Origin of the sequence: Methylobacterium sp. 88A (assembly GCF_000376345.1) — a bacterium.
Taxonomy (GTDB): Bacteria; Pseudomonadota; Alphaproteobacteria; order Rhizobiales; family Beijerinckiaceae; genus Methylobacterium; species Methylobacterium bullatum.
Map to the genome: position 1 here is coordinate 565,060 of NZ_AQVT01000001.1, position 21,660 is coordinate 586,719.

Below are 21,660 nucleotides of genomic sequence, written 5' to 3' on the forward strand. Positions count from 1 at the left end.
TCAGCACAAACCTTCGAGTTTTCAGCCGTCCGTCGCGTTGTCGCCCAGAAGCTGGTGCCAAAGCTGCGGCCGACGCGGCTGGCACCGTTCGCATCCGCGACCGGTGCCGCTGTGACGCCGAACACGCCCTTGAACCCGACGCATGAGGCAACGACGCGATGATCGATCGTAGCGATCCGCAATGGTACCGTGACGCCATCATCTATCAGATCCACGTCAAGTCGTTCTTCGACTCGAACAACGATGGGATCGGCGATTTCGAGGGCCTGACGCAGAAACTGGACTATGTGCGGGACCTCGGGGTCACCGCCATCTGGCTGATGCCGTTCTATCCGTCGCCCCTGCGCGACGATGGCTACGATATCGGAGACTACCGCGACGTGAATCCGTCCTACGGGACGATGGAGGAGTTCCGGAAGTTCGTGGAGGCCGCGCATGACCGTGGCCTGCGCGTCATCACCGAGCTCGTCATCAACCACACGTCGGACCAGCATCCCTGGTTCCAGCGCGCCCGCGAGGCGCCGGCCGGGTCGCCGGAGCGCGACTTCTACGTCTGGTCGGACACCGACACGCCGTATTCCGACACGCGCATCATCTTCCTCGACACAGAGACCTCGAACTGGACCTGGGACCCGGTCGCCAAGCAGTATTTCTGGCACCGGTTCTACAGCCACCAGCCGGATCTCAACTTCGACAACCCCGCCGTGCTGGAGGGCGTGATCGAGGTCATGCGCTACTGGCTCGACATGGGTGTCGACGGCCTGCGCCTCGACGCGATCCCCTACCTGATCGAGCGCGACGGCACGAATTGCGAGAACCTGCCGGAGACCCACACGGTCATCAAGGCGATCCGCGCCGCCCTCGACGCGAGCTATCCCGACCGCATGCTGCTGGCGGAGGCTAACCAGTGGCCGGAGGAGACAGCGCAGTATTTCGGCGATGGCGACGAATGCCACATGGCGTTCCACTTCCCGCTGATGCCGCGCATGTACATGGCGATCGCCCGCGAGGACCGGCACCCGATCACCGACATCATGCGCCAGACCCCGGAAATCCCCGAGGGCTGCCAATGGGCGATCTTCCTGCGCAACCACGACGAGCTCACCCTCGAAATGGTGACGGCGGAAGAGCGTGACTACCTCTGGTCGTTCTATGCCGCCGAGCGCCGCGCCCGCATCAATCTCGGCATCCGCCGCCGTCTCGCTCCGCTGCTGGAGAACGACCGCCGCAAGATCGAGCTGATGAAGTCCCTCGTCCTGTCGATGCCCGGCACGCCGGTGCTCTACTACGGCGACGAGATCGGCATGGGCGACAACATCTATCTCGGCGACCGCGACGGCGTGCGCACCCCGATGCAATGGTCCCCGGACCGCAACGGCGGCTTCTCCCGCGCCAATCCGGCCAAGCTCTTCCTGCCCTCGGTGCAGGACCCGATCTACGGCTTCGACGCCATCAACGTCGAGGCGCAGACCCAGTCGCAGACGAGCCTGCTGAACTGGACGCGCCGCATGATCGCGATCCGCAACAATTCGGTCGCCCTCGGGCGCGGCGCCATGCAGTTCCTGTATCCGACCAACCGCAAGGTGCTGGCCTGGATCCGCGAGTTCGAGGGCGAGCGTGTCCTCTGCGTGGCCAACCTGTCTCGCGCGCCGCAGGCCGTGCAGCTGGACCTGTCCGAATTCCGCAGCGCCGTGCCGATCGAGCTCACCGGCGGTTCGGAATTCCCGGCCATCGGCGAGTTGCCCTACCTGCTGACCCTGCCGTCCTATGGTTTCTACTGGTTCTCCCTCAACGCCGCGAATGCCGGAGAGATCGGCCCGCAGCCGGAGACGCCCGAACTGTTCACCCTCGTCCTCACCGGCGGGGTCGAGACCCTCATGGCCGGGCGCGAGCGCACCGCCTTCGAGCGGACCGTGGCGCCGCGCTTCATCGGCACCCGCCGTTGGTTCGGCGCCAAGGGCACCCGCATCAAGTCGGTCTCGGTGATCGACAGCGCCACCCTGAAGGATGCCGGCGGCGCCACCCGCTTCCTGCTGCCGCGCGTGGCGGTGCATCTCGCCAATGGCGAGCGCCAGGATTACTTCGTGCCCCTCGGGGTCGATGAGGGCCGCGAGGACGAGACGCTGCTGTCGCACGCGGTCGCCCGCGTCCGTCGCGGACCGCGCACGGGCCTCCTGTTCGGGGCCTCCGCTTCGCCCGCCTTCTCGGTCGCTCTGATCGACGGCATGCGCAACGGCGTCGAGCTGCCGACGGAGACCGGCAAGCTCGTCTTCTCCCATACCTCGGCCTTCGATCGCGACGTCGTCGTGGATCTTGCGGAAGTCCGCAGCCTGAACGCGGAGCAGAGCAACACCTCGATCGCCATCGGCTCGAAGATGATGCTCAAGCTCCTGCGCCGCATGCAGACGGGCGTCCATCCCGAGATCGAGGTCGGCCGGTTCCTCACCGAGCAGGCGGGTTTCGCCAACACGCCGGCTCTCCTCGGCGTCGTCGAGCACGTGTCCGAGGACGGGACGCGGACGGCGCTCGCCGTGCTCCAGGCCTTCGTGCCGAACCAGGGCGATGCCTGGACGCTGATGCTGGAAGGCTTACGTCGCGACTTCGACACCGTCGTGCTCGCGCCCGAAAGCGAGGCGCCGGACCCGACCGAAGCCTTCGCCCCGCATCTGCGCTGGGCCGAGCTCCTCGGACGCCGCACCGCCGAGTTGCACAACGCCTTCGCCATCGAGACCGACGACCCGGCCTTCGCGCCCGAGCCGTTCACGCATGACGACCTGCGCGACCTCGGGGAGGACGCGCGCCGTCTCGGCGAGCGGGCGTTCCGCGCCCTCGACGCCCTGGCGGGACGCACCTCCAGCACGGCGATCACCGAGTTGGCCGGTCGCCGCCGCGAGGTCGAGCTTCTGATCGAGGACATGACGGCGCGTGCGCCGGTGGGGGCGACCAAGACCCGCATCCACGGCGATTTCCACCTCGGTCAGGTTCTCGCCTCCGAGAGCGACCTCATCATCATCGACTTCGAGGGCGAGCCCGCTCGCCCCGCCGACGAGCGCCGCGCCAAGTCGACGCCGCTGCGCGACGTCGCCGGGATGCTGCGCTCCTTCGCTTACGGCGCCGAGACCGTCACCCGCGAGATCGCGAGCCGGTTCGCGGATTCGGAAGGCCGCGCCCGCAGCGCGTCCATCGCCTGGCGCGGCATGATCGATGCCGCGTTCCTCGACGCCTACCGTGCCGTGGCCTCCACCAGCCGCGCCGCAGTGACGGACCCGGAGACCGAGACGCGGCTGCTGTCGCTCTCGCTCCTGGCGAAGGCGCTCTACGAAGTCGATTACGAGGCCAATAACCGGCCAGATTGGATCGAAATCCCAGCCCGTGGGGTTCTCACAATTCTGGACGACACCAAGAGAGGCGTTTGAATGACGGATATCGACGAGAGCCTGGCGAAGACGTCCGAGCAGGAGCGGAAGCGGTCCGAACGGATCGCGGACCGCTCGGCCGCGTCGGGGAGTTCCCGCCAGGCCGATGCCGATACGTCGACCGTTCAGGGCGTCCATCCGGACGCGGTCGCCGCTGTGATGAGGGCGGATCACGGCGATCCGTTCTCCGTGCTCGGCCCTCACCAGATCGGCCCCGGCCTCTGGGAAGTGCGGGTCATCCTGCCCGAGGCGAAGTCGGCGACCCTTCTCACCGCCGGCAAGCGCATTCCGTTCGAGCGGCGCCACCAGGACGGGTTCTACGTCGCCCGCGTGCAGAGCGAGGGGCGTCCGCTCTACGAACTCGCGGTGGAGGGCTGGGACGGCACCGAGCGTACGCGCCACGACCCCTATAGCTTCGGCTCGTCGCTGCATCAGCAGGACATCGACAACCTGCGCGAGATCGGCAGCGACGTGACCTATCGGGTGCTCGGCGCCCAATCCATGGTGCTCGACGGCATCGACGGCTTCCGCTTCGCGGTCTGGGCGCCCAATGCCCGCCGGGTGAGCATCGTCGGCGATTTCAACGAGTGGGACGGCCGTCGCCACCCCATGCGGCTCTGGCAGACCGGCGGCATCTGGGAGCTGTTCGTCCCGGGCCTGCGCGCCGGCGTCCACTACAAGTTCGAGATCCGCGGACCCGACGGGTCGCTCCTGCCGCTCAAGGCCGATCCCGTGGCCTTCGCGGCGCAGAAGCCGCCCGAGACCGCCTCCGTGCTCCAGGGCACGAACGCGCCCGTCTGGAACGACGGCAAGTGGATGGCGACGCGGGGCGAGAAGGATCCGCGCCACACCGCCATCTCGATCTACGAGGTGCATCTCGGCTCCTGGGCGCGCGTCGCCGAGGAGGGCAACCGCTACCTGACCTACAAGGAGTTGGGCGAGCGCCTGATCCCCTACGTCAAGGAGATGGGCTTCACCCATATCGAGATGCTGCCGATTACGGAGTATCCGTTCGACGGCTCATGGGGCTACCAGCCGGTCTCGCTGTTCGCGCCGACGAGCCGCTTCGGCACGCCGGACGATTTCGCGGCCTTCGTCGACACGGCCCACGAGGCCGGCATCGGCGTGATGCTGGACTGGGTGCCGGGCCACTTCCCCCTCGACGCCCATGGCCTCGGCCAGTTCGACGGGACGCATCTCTATGAGCATGCCGACCCGCGCCAGGGATTTCACCAGGATTGGGGCACCTACATCTACAATTTCGGCCGCACGGAAGTGTCGAGCTTCCTCGCCGCCAATGCCCGGTTCTGGCTCGAGCATTATCATCTCGACGGCCTGCGCGTGGATGCGGTCGCCTCCATGCTCTACCTCGACTATTCGCGCCGGCAGGGCGAGTGGATCCCCAACCAGTACGGCGGCAACGAGAATCTCGACGCCATCAACTTCCTGCGCAAGACCAACGAGGCGACCTATAGCCACGCGCCGGGCACGATGACGATCGCCGAGGAATCCACCTCCTGGCCGGGCGTCTCCCACCCGACCTATACGGGCGGCCTCGGCTTCGGCTTCAAGTGGAACATGGGGTGGATGCACGACACCCTGGAATTCATGTCGAAGCAGACGATCCATCGCCGTTATCACCACCACGACCTGACCTTCGGCCTGCTCTACGCCTTCTCCGAAAACTTCATCCTGCCGCTGTCGCATGACGAAGTCGTCCATGGAAAAGGCTCGCTGCTGGACAAGATGCCGGGCGACCGCTGGCAGAAATTCGCGAATCTGCGCGCCTATTTCGGCTACATGTGGGGGCATCCTGGCAAGAAGCTGCTCTTCATGGGCGGCGAGTTCGGCCAGCAGAAAGAGTGGAACCACAACCAGAGCCTCGACTGGCACCTGCTCGACGACCCGCTGCATCGCGGCGTGAAGGATCTCGTCCGCGACCTGAACCGCCTCTACACCTCCACCCCCGCCCTGCATGTGAGGGATTGCGAGGCCGCCGGCTTCCAGTGGCTGGTCTCCGACGACCAGGACAACAGCGTCATCGCCTGGGCGCGCAAGGGCACGAATCCGGGTGAGGTCGCCGTCGTCGTCTCCAACTTCACGCCGATTCCGCGTGACGGATACCGGATCGGCGTGCCGGAGGCCGGGTTCTATCGCGAGGCGATCAACTCGGATTCCGAGCGCTATGGTGGCTCGAACGTCGGCAATATGGGCGGCGTCCAGGCGGAGCCGGTGGAGAGCCACGGCCAGCCCTATTCGCTGGTTCTCGCGGCGCCGCCGCTGGGAACGATGATCTTCGTGCGCGAGGGCTGACGATCATAGTAGTATAAAAGATCTCGTAGATTTATTCTACCGATACGCGGCGTTTAATAGCAATACACTCAGCTGAGAATTTTCAAAGCTGAGTGTATTAACGATTTTCTATCAGGTGATCGTATAATGTCTGAAGCAAGGTCGCTTTATTTTAGTTTATCTCATGCTGCTGATGGGTTGTTTTTTCAGGATTTTGAGGAATTTACAAATTTCGTTGGAGAACTTAAGGCTAGTTATTATTGGCTCGAAAATTCTGACGTTAGATTAAACTCAAATACATCAAGCTTATCAAAGGCGTTCTCGGATAATATAGTAAATATTTTTAATATAATTAGAGATAGTCCTGACGATCTGACTGAGCTGACCCTTCTGGTGCAACGAACTCTTTTCGATGGGAGATTTCCATTACCGAAAGCTGAGGTGTTCAATTTTATTCAATCCGTTCAAAAAGACTATGGTCCGGTGATTGCTGCGACAATCCTGTCGATAACAGTCGATAGGATGAATAATTATAATGATCTTGAAAGTATAAGCGCGTTAGTTCTTCTGAATAATTTCAAAGAAGGTGTAACAAGACGGAGATCACGGGCAGTAGCTGGATCTCTTCGTAAGTATGATGCTCGTTTTAAGACATTGCTCAGGACAATGACGTCTGATGCTTTGCGCGCCCGACAGTCATCAAAAATATCAAGAGCCAAGGAGAATGAAAAACTTAAAAAAATCAGGCAGATTGCGGTAAGACAGATGCGAGCTTCGTCTCAGACTAGGCGAAAAGAAATGCATGCTGTTCTTGAAGAGCTGCGAAAGACGAAGGAAGTTTATCAAAACTTTATGTCGCTGAAAGCTCCGGTAGAGTATTGGAGGACAAAATCGACTTCTCATCAGGCGGAAGCACAAAAATACAAAAAGATTATTATAAAATACGGAAAATGGGGCACATCCTTACTCGTAGCTTTCCTTTTAATTATTGCAATAATAAGTATTATTGTATGGAAAATGACTAACGAAATTTCATTTAACTTTCTATTTTTGTCTATCGCAGTTTTGATTACTACCGTCGCATTTTGGTTCGCCAGAATCGTTGTAAAAATGTATTTGAGCGAGCATCATTTGTCTGTGGACGCAGAGGAGAGGGCGGTCATGATAACTACCTATTTAGCACTGATTGAAAAAGGTAGTCTGACAGCCGGAGAAAAAACATTAATCCTCACGCCTTTATTTCGGCCGTCTTCAGATGGGCTTATCAAAGATGATGCACCTGCCGATATCTCGCTAGGTTCAGTATTATCCAAATATTTGAACAAATAGATATTTTAATAAATTGCCAAACTGACATATAGCTTGGCCCAATCGTGCTTTGAGCAGACGATCGTTATGATCAGCCTTTTCTACTCTGGTTTGTCAAGCTGATATCTTAGCTGTGGCTTAGGTGCGGGCGCGAAGACCGCCGCCATTGCCCAGCGCGCGGGCGTAGAGCGCCGAGTAGTCCATGGCCGCGCCGTCCCAGGTGAAGGAGCGGGACATGGCGCGGCGGCGCATGGCGTTGAGGCGCTTCTTCTCGCCGAACGTGTCGAGGGCGCGGCGGACCGCGCCGAGGAAACCCTTCTGCGAGGCTTCGCCGAAGGTGAAGCCGGTCACGCCATCCTCCACCGTATCGGCGAGGCCACCGGTGCGGCGCACGATCGGCAGCGATCCGAAGCGCTGGGCGTACATCTGCGCGAGGCCGCAGGGCTCGAAGCGGGAGGGCATCAGCAGGAAGTCGCTTCCGGCGAACATCCGCCGCGCTTCCTTCTCCTCGAACCCCACATGGACCCCGACGGCATCCGGATGGCGGCGGGCGAGATCGCTCAACGCGGTCTCGAAGCGGCGCTCGCCCTCGCCGATGACGACGATCTGACCGCCCTCGGCCACGATGGTTTCGGCCGCGCTGAGGCTGAGGTCGATGCCCTTCTGGTGGACGAGGCGCGAGACGATGGCGAAGAGCGGTCCGCGCGACACGGCGAGGCCGAACTTCCGGCGCACCGTCTCGGCATTGGCGCGCTTGCCCTTCCAATCGTCCGCCTCGAACCGCGTGGCGAGGTGGGGATCGGTGCGCGGGTCCCAGCTCTCGTCGATCCCGTTGAGGATGCCGGCCAGCCGCCCCTGTGCGGCGCGGGTGCGCAGCAATCCGTCGAGGCCGCAGCCGGATTCCGGCATCATGATCTCGCGGGCGTAGGTCTCGCTCACCGTGGTGACGTGCGAGGCGTAATAGATGCCAGTCTTGAGGAAGGAGAGATGCCCGTAGAACTCGCAGCCATCCATCTGGAAGGCCCCGTCCGGGATGCCGAGGCGTCCGAGGGAATCGCTCGGGAACAGGCCCTGATAGGCGAGGTTGTGGATCGTCAGGACGCTGGGGACGCGCTGCCCGGTCCATTCGAGATAGGCGGGGGCGAGCGCCGTCTGCCAGTCGTTGAGGTGAAGCAGGTCGGCCGACCAGGACGGGTCGACCCCGCCGGTCAGTTCCGCCGCCGCGAGGCTGAGGCGCGCGAAGCGCAGGTCGTTGTCGCGGAAATCCCCCTGCGCATCGCCATAGGGCGTGCCGTCGCGCTGGTAGAGGTCGGAACTCAGGATGATGTAGACCTTGAGGCCGTCACCCGTCTCGATGAGCCCGAGATCGCAGGGCGGGATGCCGGCATGGCCGCGCAGATGGGCGACGACGGGGATGTGATCGAACCGGTCCACCACCTGGCGATAGCCGGGGATGAGGACACGGACATCGTAATGGCGGCGCAGCGACCGGGGCAGGGCGCCGGCGACCTCGCCCAGACCGCCGGTCTTGACGAAATCCGCCATCTCCGGGGTCGCGTAGAGGATGCGCGGCTGGAGCGAAAGGCCCCGAATTACCTCGGCGTCGGCCGCGCCGGAGGCGAAAATCGGCGAGGCGAGGTCGGCACTGGAGGTGGTCGTCGCCGGCATATGATGGAGACCTCTAGGGCAGATCGTGCTCTTCGCGATGCACAACTCAAGCCACTGGGTCGGTTAATACTACGTTCAGTTTGCTGCGGCGCGGGGAAAATGTCGCGCCGCGATAGTTTTTTCGGCCTCCCTCGGCTCCGCCGCCTTCAGTCAGGGTGCCGGAGCAGGATCACGCCCTCGTTTCCGGCCATGTCGAGCACCTCCGAGGCGCCGATATCGGCTCGTCCGGGATGGGTGGAGAGGAGAACGCTCCAGCCTGATTCGCCCGCCAGGGGGAACCGGACCGGCCAGCCCGAGAAGTTCAGCACGATCCGCACGGTCTCGCCGGCTTCCACCCTCTCATAGGCGAGGACGTGTTCGAGCCCGTCCGTATCGAGCCTGCGGTAGCTTCCCACCGCCAGGGCCGGATAGGCGCGGCGGAGGTGCAGGAGCCTCCGATAAAGGGTGAGGATCGAGGTGGAATCGTCCCGCAACGCCTCGACATGCCGCCTGTCCCGGTCGGCGCTCAAGGGCAACCAGGGTTCGGCCTCGCTGAAGCCGGCATGTTCGGTGTCGTCCCACTGCATCGGGGTCCGTTCCGGGTCGCGGCCATGGCCCGGCTCGTTGAAGCCCCAGGGGTCGCGCATCCGCTCCGGCGGGATTTCCACATGGGCGAGGCCGATCTCGTCGCCGTAATAGACCGTGGGTGTGCCGCGTAAGGTGAGGAGGAGGATCGCGGCGATCCGCGCCTGCGCCTCGCCGATCCGTGCGGCGATGCGGGGCTGGTCGTGGTTGCCCAGCACCCAGTTCGGCCAGCCGCCGGGGGGCAACGCCTCCTCGTACTCGTCCACCAGGGCCGCCACGGCATCGGCCTGCCACGGGGTCTGGATCAGCTGGAAGTTGAACGGCAGGTCGACGCCGGTCAGACCGGGGCCGTAATAGGCCACCAGCCGCTCGATCGGCAGGTAGATCTCGCCGATCAGGACCCGGTCGTCGTAACCGTCGAGTACGCGGCGCATGCCGGCGATGATGTCGAACACTTCCGGGCGGTCGGCGGAATAGACCTGATCGAACCGGTTGATCTCCGGCTGTTCGGGGTGGAAGGCGGGGTTCGCCGGATTGTCGCGAAACCCCTCGTCCTTCATCAAATGCCAGATCACGTCGACGCGGAACCCGTCGATCCCCCGGTCGAGCCAGAAGCGCAGCACGTCGTGCATCGCTTCCCGCACCGCCGGATTGCGCCAGTTCAGGTCCGGCTGCTGACTCAGGAAGGCGTGATAGTAATACTGGCCGCTGGCCTCGTCGAAGGTCCAGGCCGGGCCGCCAAAATTGCTCAGCCAGTTGTTGGGCGGCCCGCCATCCGGCGCGGGATCGCGCCAGATGTACCAGTCCCGCCGCGGATTCTCGCGCGAGGCGCGGCTCTCGGTGAACCACGAATGCGCAATGGAGGAGTGGTTCGGCACGAAGTCGAGGATGACCCTGAGCCGGCGGGCATGGGCCTCCGCGATCAGCGCGTCGAGGTCGGCCAGGCTGCCGAAGAGCGGGTCGACGCCGCAGTAATCGGCGACGTCGTAGCCGTAATCCGCCATGGGCGAGGGATAGATCGGCGAGATCCAGACGGCGTCGACGCCGAGCCAGGCGAGATAGTCGAGCCGGCGCGTGATGCCGGCCAGATCGCCGACACCGTCGCCGTTGGTGTCCTGGAACGAGCGCGGATAGACCTGATAGACGGTCCCCCGCTTCCACCAGACGGCTTTCGCCAGACCCGGAACAGTCGTCTCGCCTGACGTCATCCGTCCCCCGATTCACACCCCGATGCCGGTCACAGCCTAGCCTGTGGCGGAGCACCAAGCGACCCCGCCCCGGGCCTCCTTGCCGCTGCCGCGCCAGCGCGCTTCCGCCGCATTCATGAAACCTTCAGCGCTAAATGGTCTCATTCCCGCACGGTTTGGATGGGAGACAGGCGAATCGCGGGGACCGGTCACCGCCAGCGGGATCGGTCGATCCCGGAAGTCCGACCTGTCCATAGCGACGCCGCCGCACGGTCACCGCCGGAAGAAGCGGGTGCCGAACAGCGCTCTGCGGCAGCGACACTGAGGGGGAATGAGACCATGCTGAACGAAATCCTGGCCGCCACCGCTCGGAGCGAGGACATCGGCACGCGTACCGCCGCCGGAGACGCCCCGGCCCGGCCGGGCTGGACCGCTCCGGCCAAGCCCGCCTCCGGCGACCCCGTGGCGGACCTGCGCGAAGCCATCCTGGCCAAGCTCGCCTATGCCATCGGCAAGACCCCCGAGACCGCCCGCGAGCGCGACTGGTTCGCCGCCACCGCCCTGGCCCTGCGCGACAGGATCGTCGATGCCTGCATGGACGGCAGGTCCACCAGCATTCCCAACAAGCGCGTCTATTACCTCTCCCTCGAATTCCTCATCGGCCGGCTCCTGTCCGACGCCATGAACAATCTCGGCCTCGTCGACACGACCCGTCGGGCCTTGCGCGACCTCGGCATCGATCTCGGCGACGTCGAGGCGGCCGAACCGGATGCGGCGCTCGGCAATGGCGGTCTCGGGCGTCTCGCCGCCTGTTTCATGGAGAGCATGGCGAGCCTGTCGATCCCCGCCATCGGCTACGGCATCCGCTACGATCACGGCCTGTTCAAGCAATCCCTGGAGGATGGCTGGCAGAAGGAGGCGCCGGAAACCTGGCTCGCCGAGGGCAATCCCTGGGAATTCGTCCGGCCCGAGGCGACTTACGCGATCGGGTTCGGCGGCCATGTCACCATGTCGGCGATCTCGGACGGCGTGATCCGTCGGCACTGGCACCCGGCCGAGACCGTGCGGGCCGTGGCCCACGACGTCCCCGTGGTCGGCTGGCGCGGCAAACACGTCAACACCCTGCGGCTCTGGAAGGCGGAGGCGAACTCGCCCCTCGAACTCGCGCAGTTCAACGGCGGCGACCATGTGGGCGCGGTGGCCGCCCGGTCCAAGGTCGAGGCGATCTCGCGGGTGCTCTATCCGAGCGATTCCTCGGAGAGCGGCCAGGAACTGCGTCTACGCCAGGAATACTTCTTCACCTCGGCCTCGCTGCAGGACCTCGTCTCCCGGCACGTGGCCGAGCGCGGCGACCTGCGCTCGCTGCCCGACCATGCCGCGATCCAGCTCAACGACACCCACCCGGCCATTGCCGTGCCGGAGCTGATGCGCATCCTCCTCGAGGATCACGGCCTCGCCTGGGAGGATGCCTGGCACATCACCACCCATACCCTGAGCTACACCAACCACACCCTCCTGCCCGAGGCGCTGGAGACCTGGCCGGTGGAGCTGATGGAGCGGCTGCTGCCGCGCCACATGCAGATCATCTACCTGATCAACTGGATGCATCTCGAAGAGCAGGGACGCCACGGCAGGGCCGATGCGGCGCAACTCGCCTCGGTCTCGCTCATCGACGAGGCCAACGGTAAGCGCGTGCGGATGGGCCATCTCGCCTTCCTCGGCGCCCGCCGGGTGAACGGCGTCTCGGCGCTCCACACCGACCTGATGCGCTCCACGGTGTTCAAGGACCTCCACGCCCTCGATACCGACAAGATCGTCAACAAGACCAACGGGATCACCTTTCGGCGCTGGTTCCACAACTGCAACCCGGAGCTGACGAAGCTCGCCGTGGAGGTGGTGGGCGAGCGCGTCCTCGACGATCCCGAGGCGCTGCTGGGGCTGGCCGATTACGCCGCCGATTCCGCCTTCCAGGCCCGCTACGCCGCCATGCGCACATCCCGGAAGGAGGCGCTGGCCAAGGTGGTGGCCGAGAATACCGGCATCGTCGTCGATCCCTCTGCCCTGTTCGACACGCAGATCAAGCGCATCCACGAATACAAGCGCCAGCTCCTCAACGTGATCGAGACCGTGGCTTTGTATCAGGCGATCAAGGCCGAGCCGCACAAGGACTGGACGCCGCGCGTCAAGATCTTCGGCGGAAAGGCGGCGCCGAGCTACGTCCAGGCCAAGCTCATCATCAAGCTGGCCTGCGATGTGGCCAAACTCGTCAATAGCGACCCGGATATCGCCGGGCGCCTCAAGGTGGTGTTCCTGCCGAATTACCGCGTCAGCCTCGCCGAGGCGATCATCCCCGGCTCCGACCTGTCGGAGCAGATCTCCACCGCCGGCATGGAGGCGTCGGGCACCGGCAACATGAAGCTGGCGCTGAACGGCGCCCTCACCGTGGGCACGCTCGACGGCGCCAATATCGAGATCCGCGACCATGTGGGGGCGGACAACATCTTCATCTTCGGCCTCGATGCGGCCGGGATTCAAAAGCGCGCGGCCGAGCCGGATTACGCTGCCCGGGCCATCGCGGCCTCGCCGCGCCTCGCCGCCGCCCTCGACTTCATCGAGGCGGGCGGTTTCTCGCCGGAGGAGCGCGGCCGCTTCCAGCCGATCGTGGACGACCTGCGCCACAACGACCGCTACCTGCTCACCGTCGATTTCGACGATTACTGGCGCGTCCAGCGCGAGATCGACGCCGCCTGGATCGACAAGGCGAGCTGGTGGAAGAAGGCCATCCTCAACACCGCCCGGATGGCCTGGTTCTCCTCCGACCGCTCCATGCGCGAATATGCCGACGACATCTGGCGGGTGAAGGTGGGGTGAGCCGAGCGGCCCTTCTTTTTCTTCCGCAAGGCGGTCGAGAACGGACGATCCGGCACCCCCTGCCGGCGCATCAGGGATGGGGAGCGGTGGTTCGGCGAACGCCGGTTGCGCGTTCGCAGACGGACTGGACTCGGCTCCAGGCTCGGCCCCCGTTATCTCGTGCCGTCCCTTACCGGAGAGACGCGATGTTCACGCACGTCATGATCGGCAGCAACGATCTGGACCGGGCTCGGGCCTTCTACGACGCGACATTCGCCGCTCTGGGAGGCGAGTCTGGCGAGATGGATGCCAGAGGCAGGCTGATCTATTCCCATGAAGGCGGGCGGCTGATGATTACGACGCCCATCGACGGTGAGCCGGCAACCGCCGCCAACGGCGGAACGATCGGTATCGCCGCGGAGAGCCACGACCATGTTCTCGCCTGGCATCGGGCCGGCACCGAGCACGGGGGCAGCGCAATCGAGAGCCCGCCCTCTGAGCGTCCGAACGGCGCCTTCGTCGCCTACCTTCGTGATCCCGATGGCAACAAGCTCACCGCACGGACCGTGCCGGCGAGGTGAAGACAGTCGCGGCCCCGTGGGTGGTGCGTGGGCGCATGCCGGGCGTCGGCGCATGGCGATTTCGACCGTGCGAGACAGCTATCGCACATCTCCGGTCAGGACCAATCGTGGGCGCTGCGTGCGGATCAGATCCGGCACGCCCCTTCGAGCGCCGTGTTCTCCGCCTCGGTAAAAATCCGCGAGCGGATGAGGAAGCGCCGGTCGCGGCCGTTCTCCAGGGAGAACATGCCGCCTCGGCCGGGCACCACGTCGAGGATCAGGTGGGTGTGCTTCCAGACCTGGAATTGCGGGCGGCTGATCCAGAAATCGGCGCCGGCGACTTGGCCGAGATGGACATCGCTGTCCCCGGTGAGGAAATCGCCCACCGGGTAGCACATGGGTGAGGATCCGTCGCAGCACCCGCCCGATTGGTGGAACATCACCGGCCCGTGTTCGGCGCGCAATTCCTCGATTAGGGCGATGGCGGCCGGTGTCGCCGTGACCCGCAGGGGCGTTCCGTCGGCGCCGACCTGATCGGCCGTGGTCGCTTCGGTCGTGCTCATGGAACGCTCCCTCCCGTCATGTGAACCCGGCCGGGGGATGTCCCGAGCCGGGATGTTCGTTCATGCCGCCTTCTTGGCCGCGGCCTCGCCGTAGAAAGTGCCGCCGGCCTCCGCCATGCGCAGGAGGTTCTCCGGCACCGCGAAGCGCGACCCGTGCCTGGCTTCCAGTCCCTTGGCCAGGGCCACGAACGCTTTCGCACCCATGAAGTCGATGTAGGACAGGGCGCCGCCGGTGAAAGGGGCGAAGCCGAAGCCGAGGATGGAGCCCACATCCGCCTCGCGCGGGTCGGTGATGACGCCTTCTCCCACGGTGCGGGCGGCCTCCAGGGCCTGAACCACCAGGAGCCGCTGTTTCAGCTCGGTGAAATCGACGTCGTCGGGGTCGATTCGGGTCGCCTGGAGCTCCGCCAATCCGGGCCAGAGCTTCTTCGAGGCGCCGTCCGGATAGTCGTAGAAGCCTTTCCGGTTCTTGCGCCCGAGCCGGCCCTCGCCCTCCACCAGGGTGGTGAGCAGAGCCTTCTGGGCGGGGTCGATCGCCTCGGCGCCGAGCTGCGCTTCGGTGGCCTTGACGATCTTCAGGGCGAGGTCGACGGCCACCTCGTCGGTGAGGGAGAGGGGCCCCACCGGCATCCCGGCCTGGCGGCCGGCATTCTCGATCATGGCGGCGGGGATGCCCTCGATGAGCATCTTGTGACCCTCGTAGAGATAGGCGCCGACGCAGCGATTGGCGAAGAATCCCCGGCTGTCGTTGACGACGATGGGCGTCTTCTTGATCGCGCGGACGTAGTCGAGCGCGGTGGCGAGCGCCGCGTCCCCGGTCTCCTCGCCCTTGATGATCTCCACGAGCATCATCTTCTCCACCGGCGAGAAGAAGTGGATGCCCACGAAATTGCCCGCGCGCCGGGACGCCTTGGCGAGGCCCGAGATCGGCAGGGTCGAGGTGTTGGAGGCGAAGATCACGTCCTCGCCGATCACCGCCTCCACCTTGGCGATGACGTCGGCCTTCACCTTCGGGTCTTCGAACACCGCCTCGATCACGAGATCACAGGATGACAGGTCGGCGTAATCGGCGCTGGTGGTGATGCGCGCCAGCAAGGCTTCACGGTCGGCGGTCTTGGCGCGGCCCTTGTTGATCTGGTCGGTGACGAGCTTGTGGGCGTAGGCCTTGCCCTTCTCGGCCGCCTCGGTGGACTGGTCGAGGAGGATGACCTCCATCCCCGCATTGGCGGTGACATAGGCGACACCGGCGCCCATGAAGCCGGCGCCGACGACGCCCACCCGCTTCACGCTGGTCTTGGCGATCTCCTTGGGCCGGCGCGCGCCCTTGTTCAGCTCGCCCATGGAGATGAACAGCGTGCGGATCATCGCCGCCGCCTCCTTGGAGCGCAGGATCTTGGCGAAGTACCGGCTCTCGACCCGCAGCGCGAGATCCATCGGCAGCTGCAGGCCCTCGTAGACCGAGGCGAGGATGGCCTTGGCCGCCGGATAATTGTCGTGAGTCTCGCGGCGGTAGATCGCGTTGGCCGGCGGCCAGATCATCATGCCGGCAGGCGAATAGACCTTACCCGAGGGGGCCTTGAACTTCGGCTGGTCCCAGGGAGCCACGGGCGAGCCGCCGGCCCTGATCCAGGCCTTGGCCTTCTCCACGATCTCGTCTTTCGGCGCGACCTCGTGGACGAGGCCCATGTTCTTGGCCATGAGCGGGCGGATCTGCTCGCCCTTGAACAACATCTGCAGGGCGTCACCGGTCTGCATCAGGCGGGGGACGCGCTGGGTCCCGCCCGCGCCGGGGAACAGCCCGACCTTGATCTCGGGCAGGCCGACGCGGGTCTTCGGATCGTCGGACAGCACCCGGTGGTGACAGGAAAGCGAAAGTTCGAAGGCGCCGCCGAGGCAGATGCCGTTCACCGCCGCCGCGAAGGGCTTGCCGCAGGTCTCCAACTTGCGGAAGACCAAGGTGAGCTTGCGCGATTCCTCGAAGAAGTGGCGCATGGCCTCTTCTTCGCCCTTCTCGGCTTTCAGCGTCTCGTAGGCTTGGCCGAGGCCCTGGAGCATGGTGAGGTCGGCGCCGCCGGAAAAGTTGTCCTTGCCCGAGGTGATAACGCAGCCCTTCACGGCCGGATCGGCCACCACGGCGTCGATGACCTGATGCAGGTCGCTCATCACCCCTTCGGTGAAGACGTTCATCGAGCGGCCGGGCATGTCCCAGGTCGCGAGCGCGATACCGTCGGAATCGACCTCGAAGCTGAAGTTCGTGAGATTCATGTCTGATCCTTGTGGGGTCGGCTTGAGGCGTGAGGCTATTAAGACGTTTTAAAAATTTGGGCTGGATAAAGAATTCCAGGATCGAAAAGGTGGAACAGGGAAAGTTATCGAATGTTGGCGCGAAACGTCTGCCAGGGATGCCGCGACGGCGCCGATCTCGACTTTACGTTTACCATGGCGTTCCAACCAATCCTCGATCTCGACGCTCAGCGCGTGTGGGGATACGAGGCGCTGGTGCGCGGCCCCGAAGGCCAGTCCGCCGCCTCCATCCTCGATCGCGTCACCGAGACGACGGTCTATCGCTTCGATCAGGCCGCGCGGGTACGTGCCATCGAGCTGGCCGGCCGGCTGTTCCCCGTCGACGACGAGACCAAGCTGTCCATCAACTTCATGCCGAACGCGGTCTACGAGCCGGCGGCCTGCATCCGCTCCTCGCTGGAGGCGGCGCGCCGGGCCGGATTCGCCCATGACCGGATCATGTTCGAGTTCACCGAGAACGAGAAGTTCCGGGACATCGACCATGTGAAGCGCATCGTCGCCGAGTATCGCAAGCAGGGCTTTCTCACCGCGCTGGACGATTTCGGCGCGGGCTTCGCCGGCCTCAACCTCCTGGCGAACTTCCGTCCCGACCTGATCAAGATCGACATGGAGCTCCTGCGCGGCATCGACACGGACAAGGGCCGTCAGATCATCACGGCGGGGATCATCTCCATGGCGCGGCAGCTCGGCGTCTCGGTCATCGCGGAAGGTGTCGAGACGCGGGGCGAACTCGAGACCCTGCGCGAGCTCGGGGCGACGCTGTTCCAAGGCTATCATTTCGCCCGCCCCCAACTCGAAGCCCTCCCGAGTGTCGCCGGTTTCGAGACACGGGAGCCGCGCCTCGCCGCCCTGGCGTCATAGCGCTCCTCTCGGCGCGCCCGTCGCGTCGCTGTGCCTGCAAGTTCGTGTCGTCGGTCTCATGCAGGGCCGCCCCAAGCGGTGCGGCCCTGCCGTCGATCCTCCGCTGGATCGACCTCAATCGGGTTTTACTTGGCCGGCGCCGTTCCGGGCAGCGGCGGTGCGCCCGCCGGCCGGTCGCCGGCCGAGGCGATGGCCAGCATGTTCAGGATCTTGGTGACCGCTCCCTGCGAGATCACCGTGACCGTCGAGGCCGGGTCCGAATTGATCGCCTGGAACTTCTGGTAGATCTTGTCGTCGTAGATGCCGCTGAGGTGCTTGAGCTCGTCGAGATTGAACTTCTCGGCATAGGCCTTCGACAATCCCTCGATCATCACCTCGCGCTGCTTGTCGAACTCGGCGCGGACCTCCTTGCGGATGGCCTCGGCCTTGTCCTCGGGCATCGGCTGCACGGTCTTTTCCAGGGCGCCGGTGAAGCCGGTTTCGAGGTTCTTGATCAGGGTCTTCTGAACCAGATCCTTGGCGACCGCGACGCGGTCGGCGGCGTCGTCCGCGTGGGCGGCGAACGGCGCGCAGAGCGCGGTCGTCAGCATCAGGGTCGCGAGAAGGCGTGTCATCGTGGCGTGTCTCCCGGTGTGTTTATGATTGCGCCGCCGGCATCGGCGGCGGGAGTGCGCCGTTTAGCAGCGTTCCGAAGGGTTTGGGAGGGATAGCGCCCCATCACACCCGCTCGATGATCGTGGCGGTGCCCATGCCGGCGCCGATGCAGAGGGTGACGAGGGCGCGCTCCTTGCCGGTGCGCTCCAACTCGTCGAGCACCGTGCCGAGGATCATCGCGCCGGTGGCGCCCAGCGGATGGCCCATGGCGATGGCGCCGCCATTGACGTTCACCTCGGACGGGTTGAGCCCGAAGGCCTGGCAGAAGCGCAGGACCACGGCGGCGAAGGCCTCGTTGACCTCGAACAGGTCGATATCGGCGACGGTCATGCCGGCGCGGGCCAGCACCTTCTTCGTCACGTCCACCGGGCCGGTGAGCATCAGCGCCGGGTCCGAGCCGATATTGGCGAAGGCGCGGATGCGGGCGCGCGGCTTGAGGCCGGCCTTCTCGCCCGCCTCTTTCGAGCCCACCAGCACGGCGGCGGCGCCATCGACGATGCCGGAGGAATTGCCGGCGTGATGGACGTGGTTCACCGTCTCCACGTCGGGATGCGCGTCGATCGCCACGGCGTCGAACCCGCCCATCTGGCCCATCTGGACGAAGGAGGCCTTCAGCCCGGCCAGCGACTGCATGTCGGTGGAAGGACGCATGTGCTCGTCGGTGTCGAGCAAGGTGATGCCGTTGACGTCGCGCACCGGCACGACCGACTTGCCGAACAGCCCGTCGGCCCAGGATTTCGCCGAGCGCTTCTGCGACTCCACCGCATAGGCGTCGCAATCGTCGCGGGAGAAGCCGTATTTCGTGGCGATGAGGTCGGCCGAGACGCCCTGGGGCATGAACCACGACTTGATCGCGATGGCCGGGTCCACCGGCCAGGCCCCGCCCGAGGCGCCCAGACCGACGCGGCTCATGGATTCGACGCCGCCGCCGATGGTGAGGTCGTGCTGGCCGGCCATGACCTGGGCCGCGGCGAAATTCACCGCGTCGAGTCCGGAGGCGCAGAACCGGTTGATCTGCACGCCGGGCACGTGGTCGCCGTAATCGGCCACGAGGGCCGCCGCGCGGGCGATGTCGCCGCCGGCCTCGCCGACGGGATCGACGCAGCCGAGGATGACGTCGTCCACCTGCCGCGTGTCGAGCCCGTTGCGCTCCTTGAGGGCGCGCAAGGCCGTCTCGGCGAGGCGCAGGGCCGTCACCTCGTGCAGCGCGCCATCCGGCTTGCCGCGGCCGCGCGGCGTGCGGACGTGATCGTAGATGAAGGCCTCGGGCATATGCGTTTCCCTGTTGTCCGCTCCTGCGGAGCGACGGCTTTCAAAGTCTGCTCTCGGTCTCACCGTCATTCCGGGGCCGCGAAGCGGAGCCCGGAATCCAGATCCGCGAACACATCCAAGGTTTGTCGCGTCGGCGGTTCTGGATTCCGGGCTCGCTCTGCGAGCGCCCCGGAATGACGTGGTGAACCGAAAGTCTGTCGTCCGCTCTAAAACGCCTCGGCGCCGAGCGCCATGGTCGTGTCGGCCCCGGCCTTGATCCGCACCAGCCGGAGAGCGGTCTCGGGCAGCGTCCGCTCCATGTAGAACCGGCCGGTGACGAGCTTGTCGTCCATCTCCGGCGACGGGCCTTGCGCGATGCGGGCCAGCGCCGCCTTGGCGATCCGGGCCCACATGTAGCCCATGGCGACGAGGCCGAGGAGGTGCATGTAGTCGGTGGCGCCGGCCCCGGCATTGTCGGGCTTGGAGAAGGCGTTCTGCATGAACCACATGGTGGCGCCCTGAAGGTCGTTCAGGCCGGCCTGGAGCGGCGCGGTGAACGGGGCCATGCCCTCCACCTCGGCATGGTCCTTGATGAAGGTCTGGACCTCGGCGAGGAAGCCCATCATCGCCCGGCCGCCATCCTTGGGCAGCTTGCGGCCGATGAGGTCCATGGCCTGGATGCCGTTGGCGCCCTCGTAGATCATGGCGATGCGGGCATCGCGCACGAATTGCGACATGCCCCATTCCTCGATGTAGCCGTGGCCGCCGAAGAGCTGCTGGGCCGCCACCGCGTTGTCGAACCCCTTGTCCGTGAGCACGCCTTTCACCACCGGGGTCATCAGGCCCATATGGTCCTCGGCCTTCTGGCGCTCGGCCGCGTCGTCGGATCGGTGGCCGATATCGGCCTGGAGCGCGGTCCACAGCACCAAGGCGCGGGCGGCCTCGTTGAAGGCGCGGATGCCCATGAGGGTCCGGCGCACGTCCGGGTGGACGATGATCGGGTCGGCGACCTTGTCGGGTGCCTTCGCCCCCGTCAGCGAGCGGCCCTGGAGCCGGTCCTTTGCGTAGGCCACGGCGTTCTGGTAGGCGACCTCCGACTGGGCGAGACCCTGGACGCCCACCGCGAGGCGCGCCTCGTTCATCATCACGAACATCGCGTTGAGACCGCGGTTCTCCTGGCCGACGAGCCAGCCCTTCGCGCCGTCATAGTTCATGACGCAGGTGGAATTGCCGTGGATGCCCATCTTGTGCTCGAGGGAACCGCAGGAGACGCCGTTCCGCTCGCCCACCGAGCCATCCGCGTTGACGAGGAATTTCGGCACCACGAACAGGGAGATGCCCTTGGTGCCGGCCGGCGCGCCCTCGATCCGAGCGATGACGAGATGGACGATGTTCTCCGACAGGTCGTGCTCGCCGGCCGAGATGAAGATCTTGGTGCCGGTGAGGCTGTAGGAGCCGTCGCCGTTCGGCACCGCCTTGGTCTTGAGGAGTCCGAGATCCGTGCCGCAATGGGGCTCGGTGAGGTTCATCGTGCCGGTCCAGGCACCCTCGACCATCTTCGGCAGGTAGGTCGCCTTCTGCTCCTCCGAGCCATGGACGAGGAGGGCGGCCATCGCCCCCTGCGTCAGGCCGGGATACATCGTCAGCGCCAGATTGGCCGACGACGCGAATTCGGAGATCGCGGTGTTGATCGTGTGCGGCAGGCCCTGGCCGCCATATTCCTCCGGCACGGAAATGCCCATCCAGCCGCCCGCCGCATAAGCGGCGTAGCCGGCCTTGAACCCGTCCGGCGTGGTGACGCTGCCGTCGGCGTGCCGGGTACAGCCCTGCCTGTCGCCGATGGCGTTGAGGGGGGTCAGCACCTCTTCGGCGAGCTTGGCGCCCTCGGTGAGCACGGCCTGGATCAGGTCGGGCGACGCATCTGAGAACCCGCGCAGGTTGTTGCGGCCGTGGAACGCGAAGACGTCGTCGAGGAGAAACCGAACGTTCTCCACAGGTGCCCGGTACGTCGGCATGTCGTCTGTCCTCCACCCGTTCGACCGCGTGCTCGATTCGGCCCGGAGGCCACGGCCCGCTTGATAGTTCACATATAAACTATCGAGCCCGAGAGGGGAAGGGGGGTCTCCTTCCGGCGCCTTTCCCGAGAGATATGGTCAGTTTGGTACAGGGCTTAACCCGCTGT

General features: G+C 65.1%; 13 protein-coding genes. 6 read left to right on the forward strand and 7 right to left on the reverse strand.

What is annotated here, in order from left to right:
- Positions 1-158: 158 nt before the first annotated feature.
- The 3 genes from treS to A3OM_RS25670 all read left to right on the forward strand — a co-directional run bounded on the left by treS (position 159) and on the right by A3OM_RS25670 (position 7,037).
- Positions 159-3,416, forward strand: a complete 3,258-nt coding sequence (gene treS / locus A3OM_RS0102620) for a maltose alpha-D-glucosyltransferase (protein ID WP_018042177.1) — start codon at positions 159-161, stop codon at positions 3,414-3,416.
- Positions 3,417-3,575: 159 nt separating this feature from the next.
- Positions 3,576-5,729, forward strand: coding sequence for a 1,4-alpha-glucan branching protein GlgB (glgB, locus tag A3OM_RS0102625; protein ID WP_245257826.1), 2,154 nt, complete (start codon positions 3,576-3,578; stop codon positions 5,727-5,729).
- Between the two features lie 126 nt (positions 5,730-5,855).
- Entirely contained in the window at positions 5,856-7,037 is a 1,182-nt protein-coding gene (locus tag A3OM_RS25670) for a DUF6161 domain-containing protein (RefSeq protein WP_157196425.1), read from the forward strand.
- Between the two features lie 117 nt (positions 7,038-7,154).
- Here A3OM_RS25670 and glgA read toward each other — a convergent pair whose 3' ends face one another.
- Both glgA and A3OM_RS0102635 read right to left on the reverse strand, forming a co-directional pair.
- Entirely contained in the window at positions 7,155-8,684 is a 1,530-nt protein-coding gene (gene glgA, locus A3OM_RS0102630) for a glycogen synthase GlgA (protein WP_018042179.1), read from the reverse strand.
- A gap of 146 nt (positions 8,685-8,830) precedes the next feature.
- A complete protein-coding gene (locus tag A3OM_RS0102635; RefSeq protein WP_018042180.1) occupies positions 8,831-10,456 on the reverse strand; it encodes an alpha-amylase family glycosyl hydrolase in 1,626 nt (541 codons plus the stop codon).
- A 318-nt stretch (positions 10,457-10,774) separates the two neighbouring features.
- Here A3OM_RS0102635 and A3OM_RS0102640 point away from each other — a divergent pair, with 318 nt between their 5' ends.
- Together A3OM_RS0102640 and A3OM_RS0102645 are read left to right on the forward strand one after the other, a co-directional pair.
- Positions 10,775-13,306 carry a glycogen/starch/alpha-glucan phosphorylase gene (locus tag A3OM_RS0102640; RefSeq protein ID WP_018042181.1) on the forward strand — a complete coding sequence of 844 codons (2,532 nt, stop codon included), beginning with the start codon at positions 10,775-10,777 and terminating at the stop codon, positions 13,304-13,306.
- A gap of 185 nt (positions 13,307-13,491) precedes the next feature.
- Positions 13,492-13,866, forward strand: a complete 375-nt coding sequence (locus A3OM_RS0102645; protein ID WP_018042182.1) for a VOC family protein — start codon at positions 13,492-13,494, stop codon at positions 13,864-13,866.
- A gap of 125 nt (positions 13,867-13,991) precedes the next feature.
- On the opposite strand, the gene A3OM_RS0102650 is transcribed toward A3OM_RS0102645, so the two are convergent.
- Together A3OM_RS0102650 and A3OM_RS0102655 are read right to left on the reverse strand one after the other, a co-directional pair.
- Positions 13,992-14,408 carry a DUF779 domain-containing protein gene (locus tag A3OM_RS0102650; RefSeq protein ID WP_018042183.1) on the reverse strand — a complete coding sequence of 139 codons (417 nt, stop codon included), beginning with the start codon at positions 14,406-14,408 and terminating at the stop codon, positions 13,992-13,994.
- A 60-nt stretch (positions 14,409-14,468) separates the two neighbouring features.
- Positions 14,469-16,673 carry a 3-hydroxyacyl-CoA dehydrogenase NAD-binding domain-containing protein gene (locus tag A3OM_RS0102655; RefSeq protein ID WP_018042184.1) on the reverse strand — a complete coding sequence of 735 codons (2,205 nt, stop codon included), beginning with the start codon at positions 16,671-16,673 and terminating at the stop codon, positions 14,469-14,471.
- Between the two features lie 111 nt (positions 16,674-16,784).
- Between A3OM_RS0102655 and A3OM_RS0102660 the strand changes: the two genes are divergently transcribed.
- Positions 16,785-17,573, forward strand: coding sequence for an EAL domain-containing protein (locus A3OM_RS0102660; RefSeq protein ID WP_018042185.1), 789 nt, complete (start codon positions 16,785-16,787; stop codon positions 17,571-17,573).
- A gap of 125 nt (positions 17,574-17,698) precedes the next feature.
- Here the strand turns inward: A3OM_RS0102660 and A3OM_RS0102665 are convergent, their stop codons facing one another.
- The 3 genes from A3OM_RS0102665 to A3OM_RS0102675 form a co-directional block, all read right to left on the reverse strand.
- Positions 17,699-18,187: a hypothetical protein gene (locus A3OM_RS0102665; protein ID WP_018042186.1), complete on the reverse strand. Its 489-nt coding sequence runs from the start codon at positions 18,185-18,187 to the stop codon at positions 17,699-17,701.
- Between the two features lie 103 nt (positions 18,188-18,290).
- On the reverse strand, positions 18,291-19,499 hold the full coding sequence (locus tag A3OM_RS0102670; protein ID WP_018042187.1) for an acetyl-CoA C-acetyltransferase: 1,209 nt from the start codon (positions 19,497-19,499) through the stop codon (positions 18,291-18,293).
- A gap of 206 nt (positions 19,500-19,705) precedes the next feature.
- On the reverse strand, positions 19,706-21,493 hold the full coding sequence (locus A3OM_RS0102675) for an acyl-CoA dehydrogenase C-terminal domain-containing protein (protein WP_026175654.1): 1,788 nt from the start codon (positions 21,491-21,493) through the stop codon (positions 19,706-19,708).
- Between the last annotated feature and the right edge of the window lie 167 nt (positions 21,494-21,660).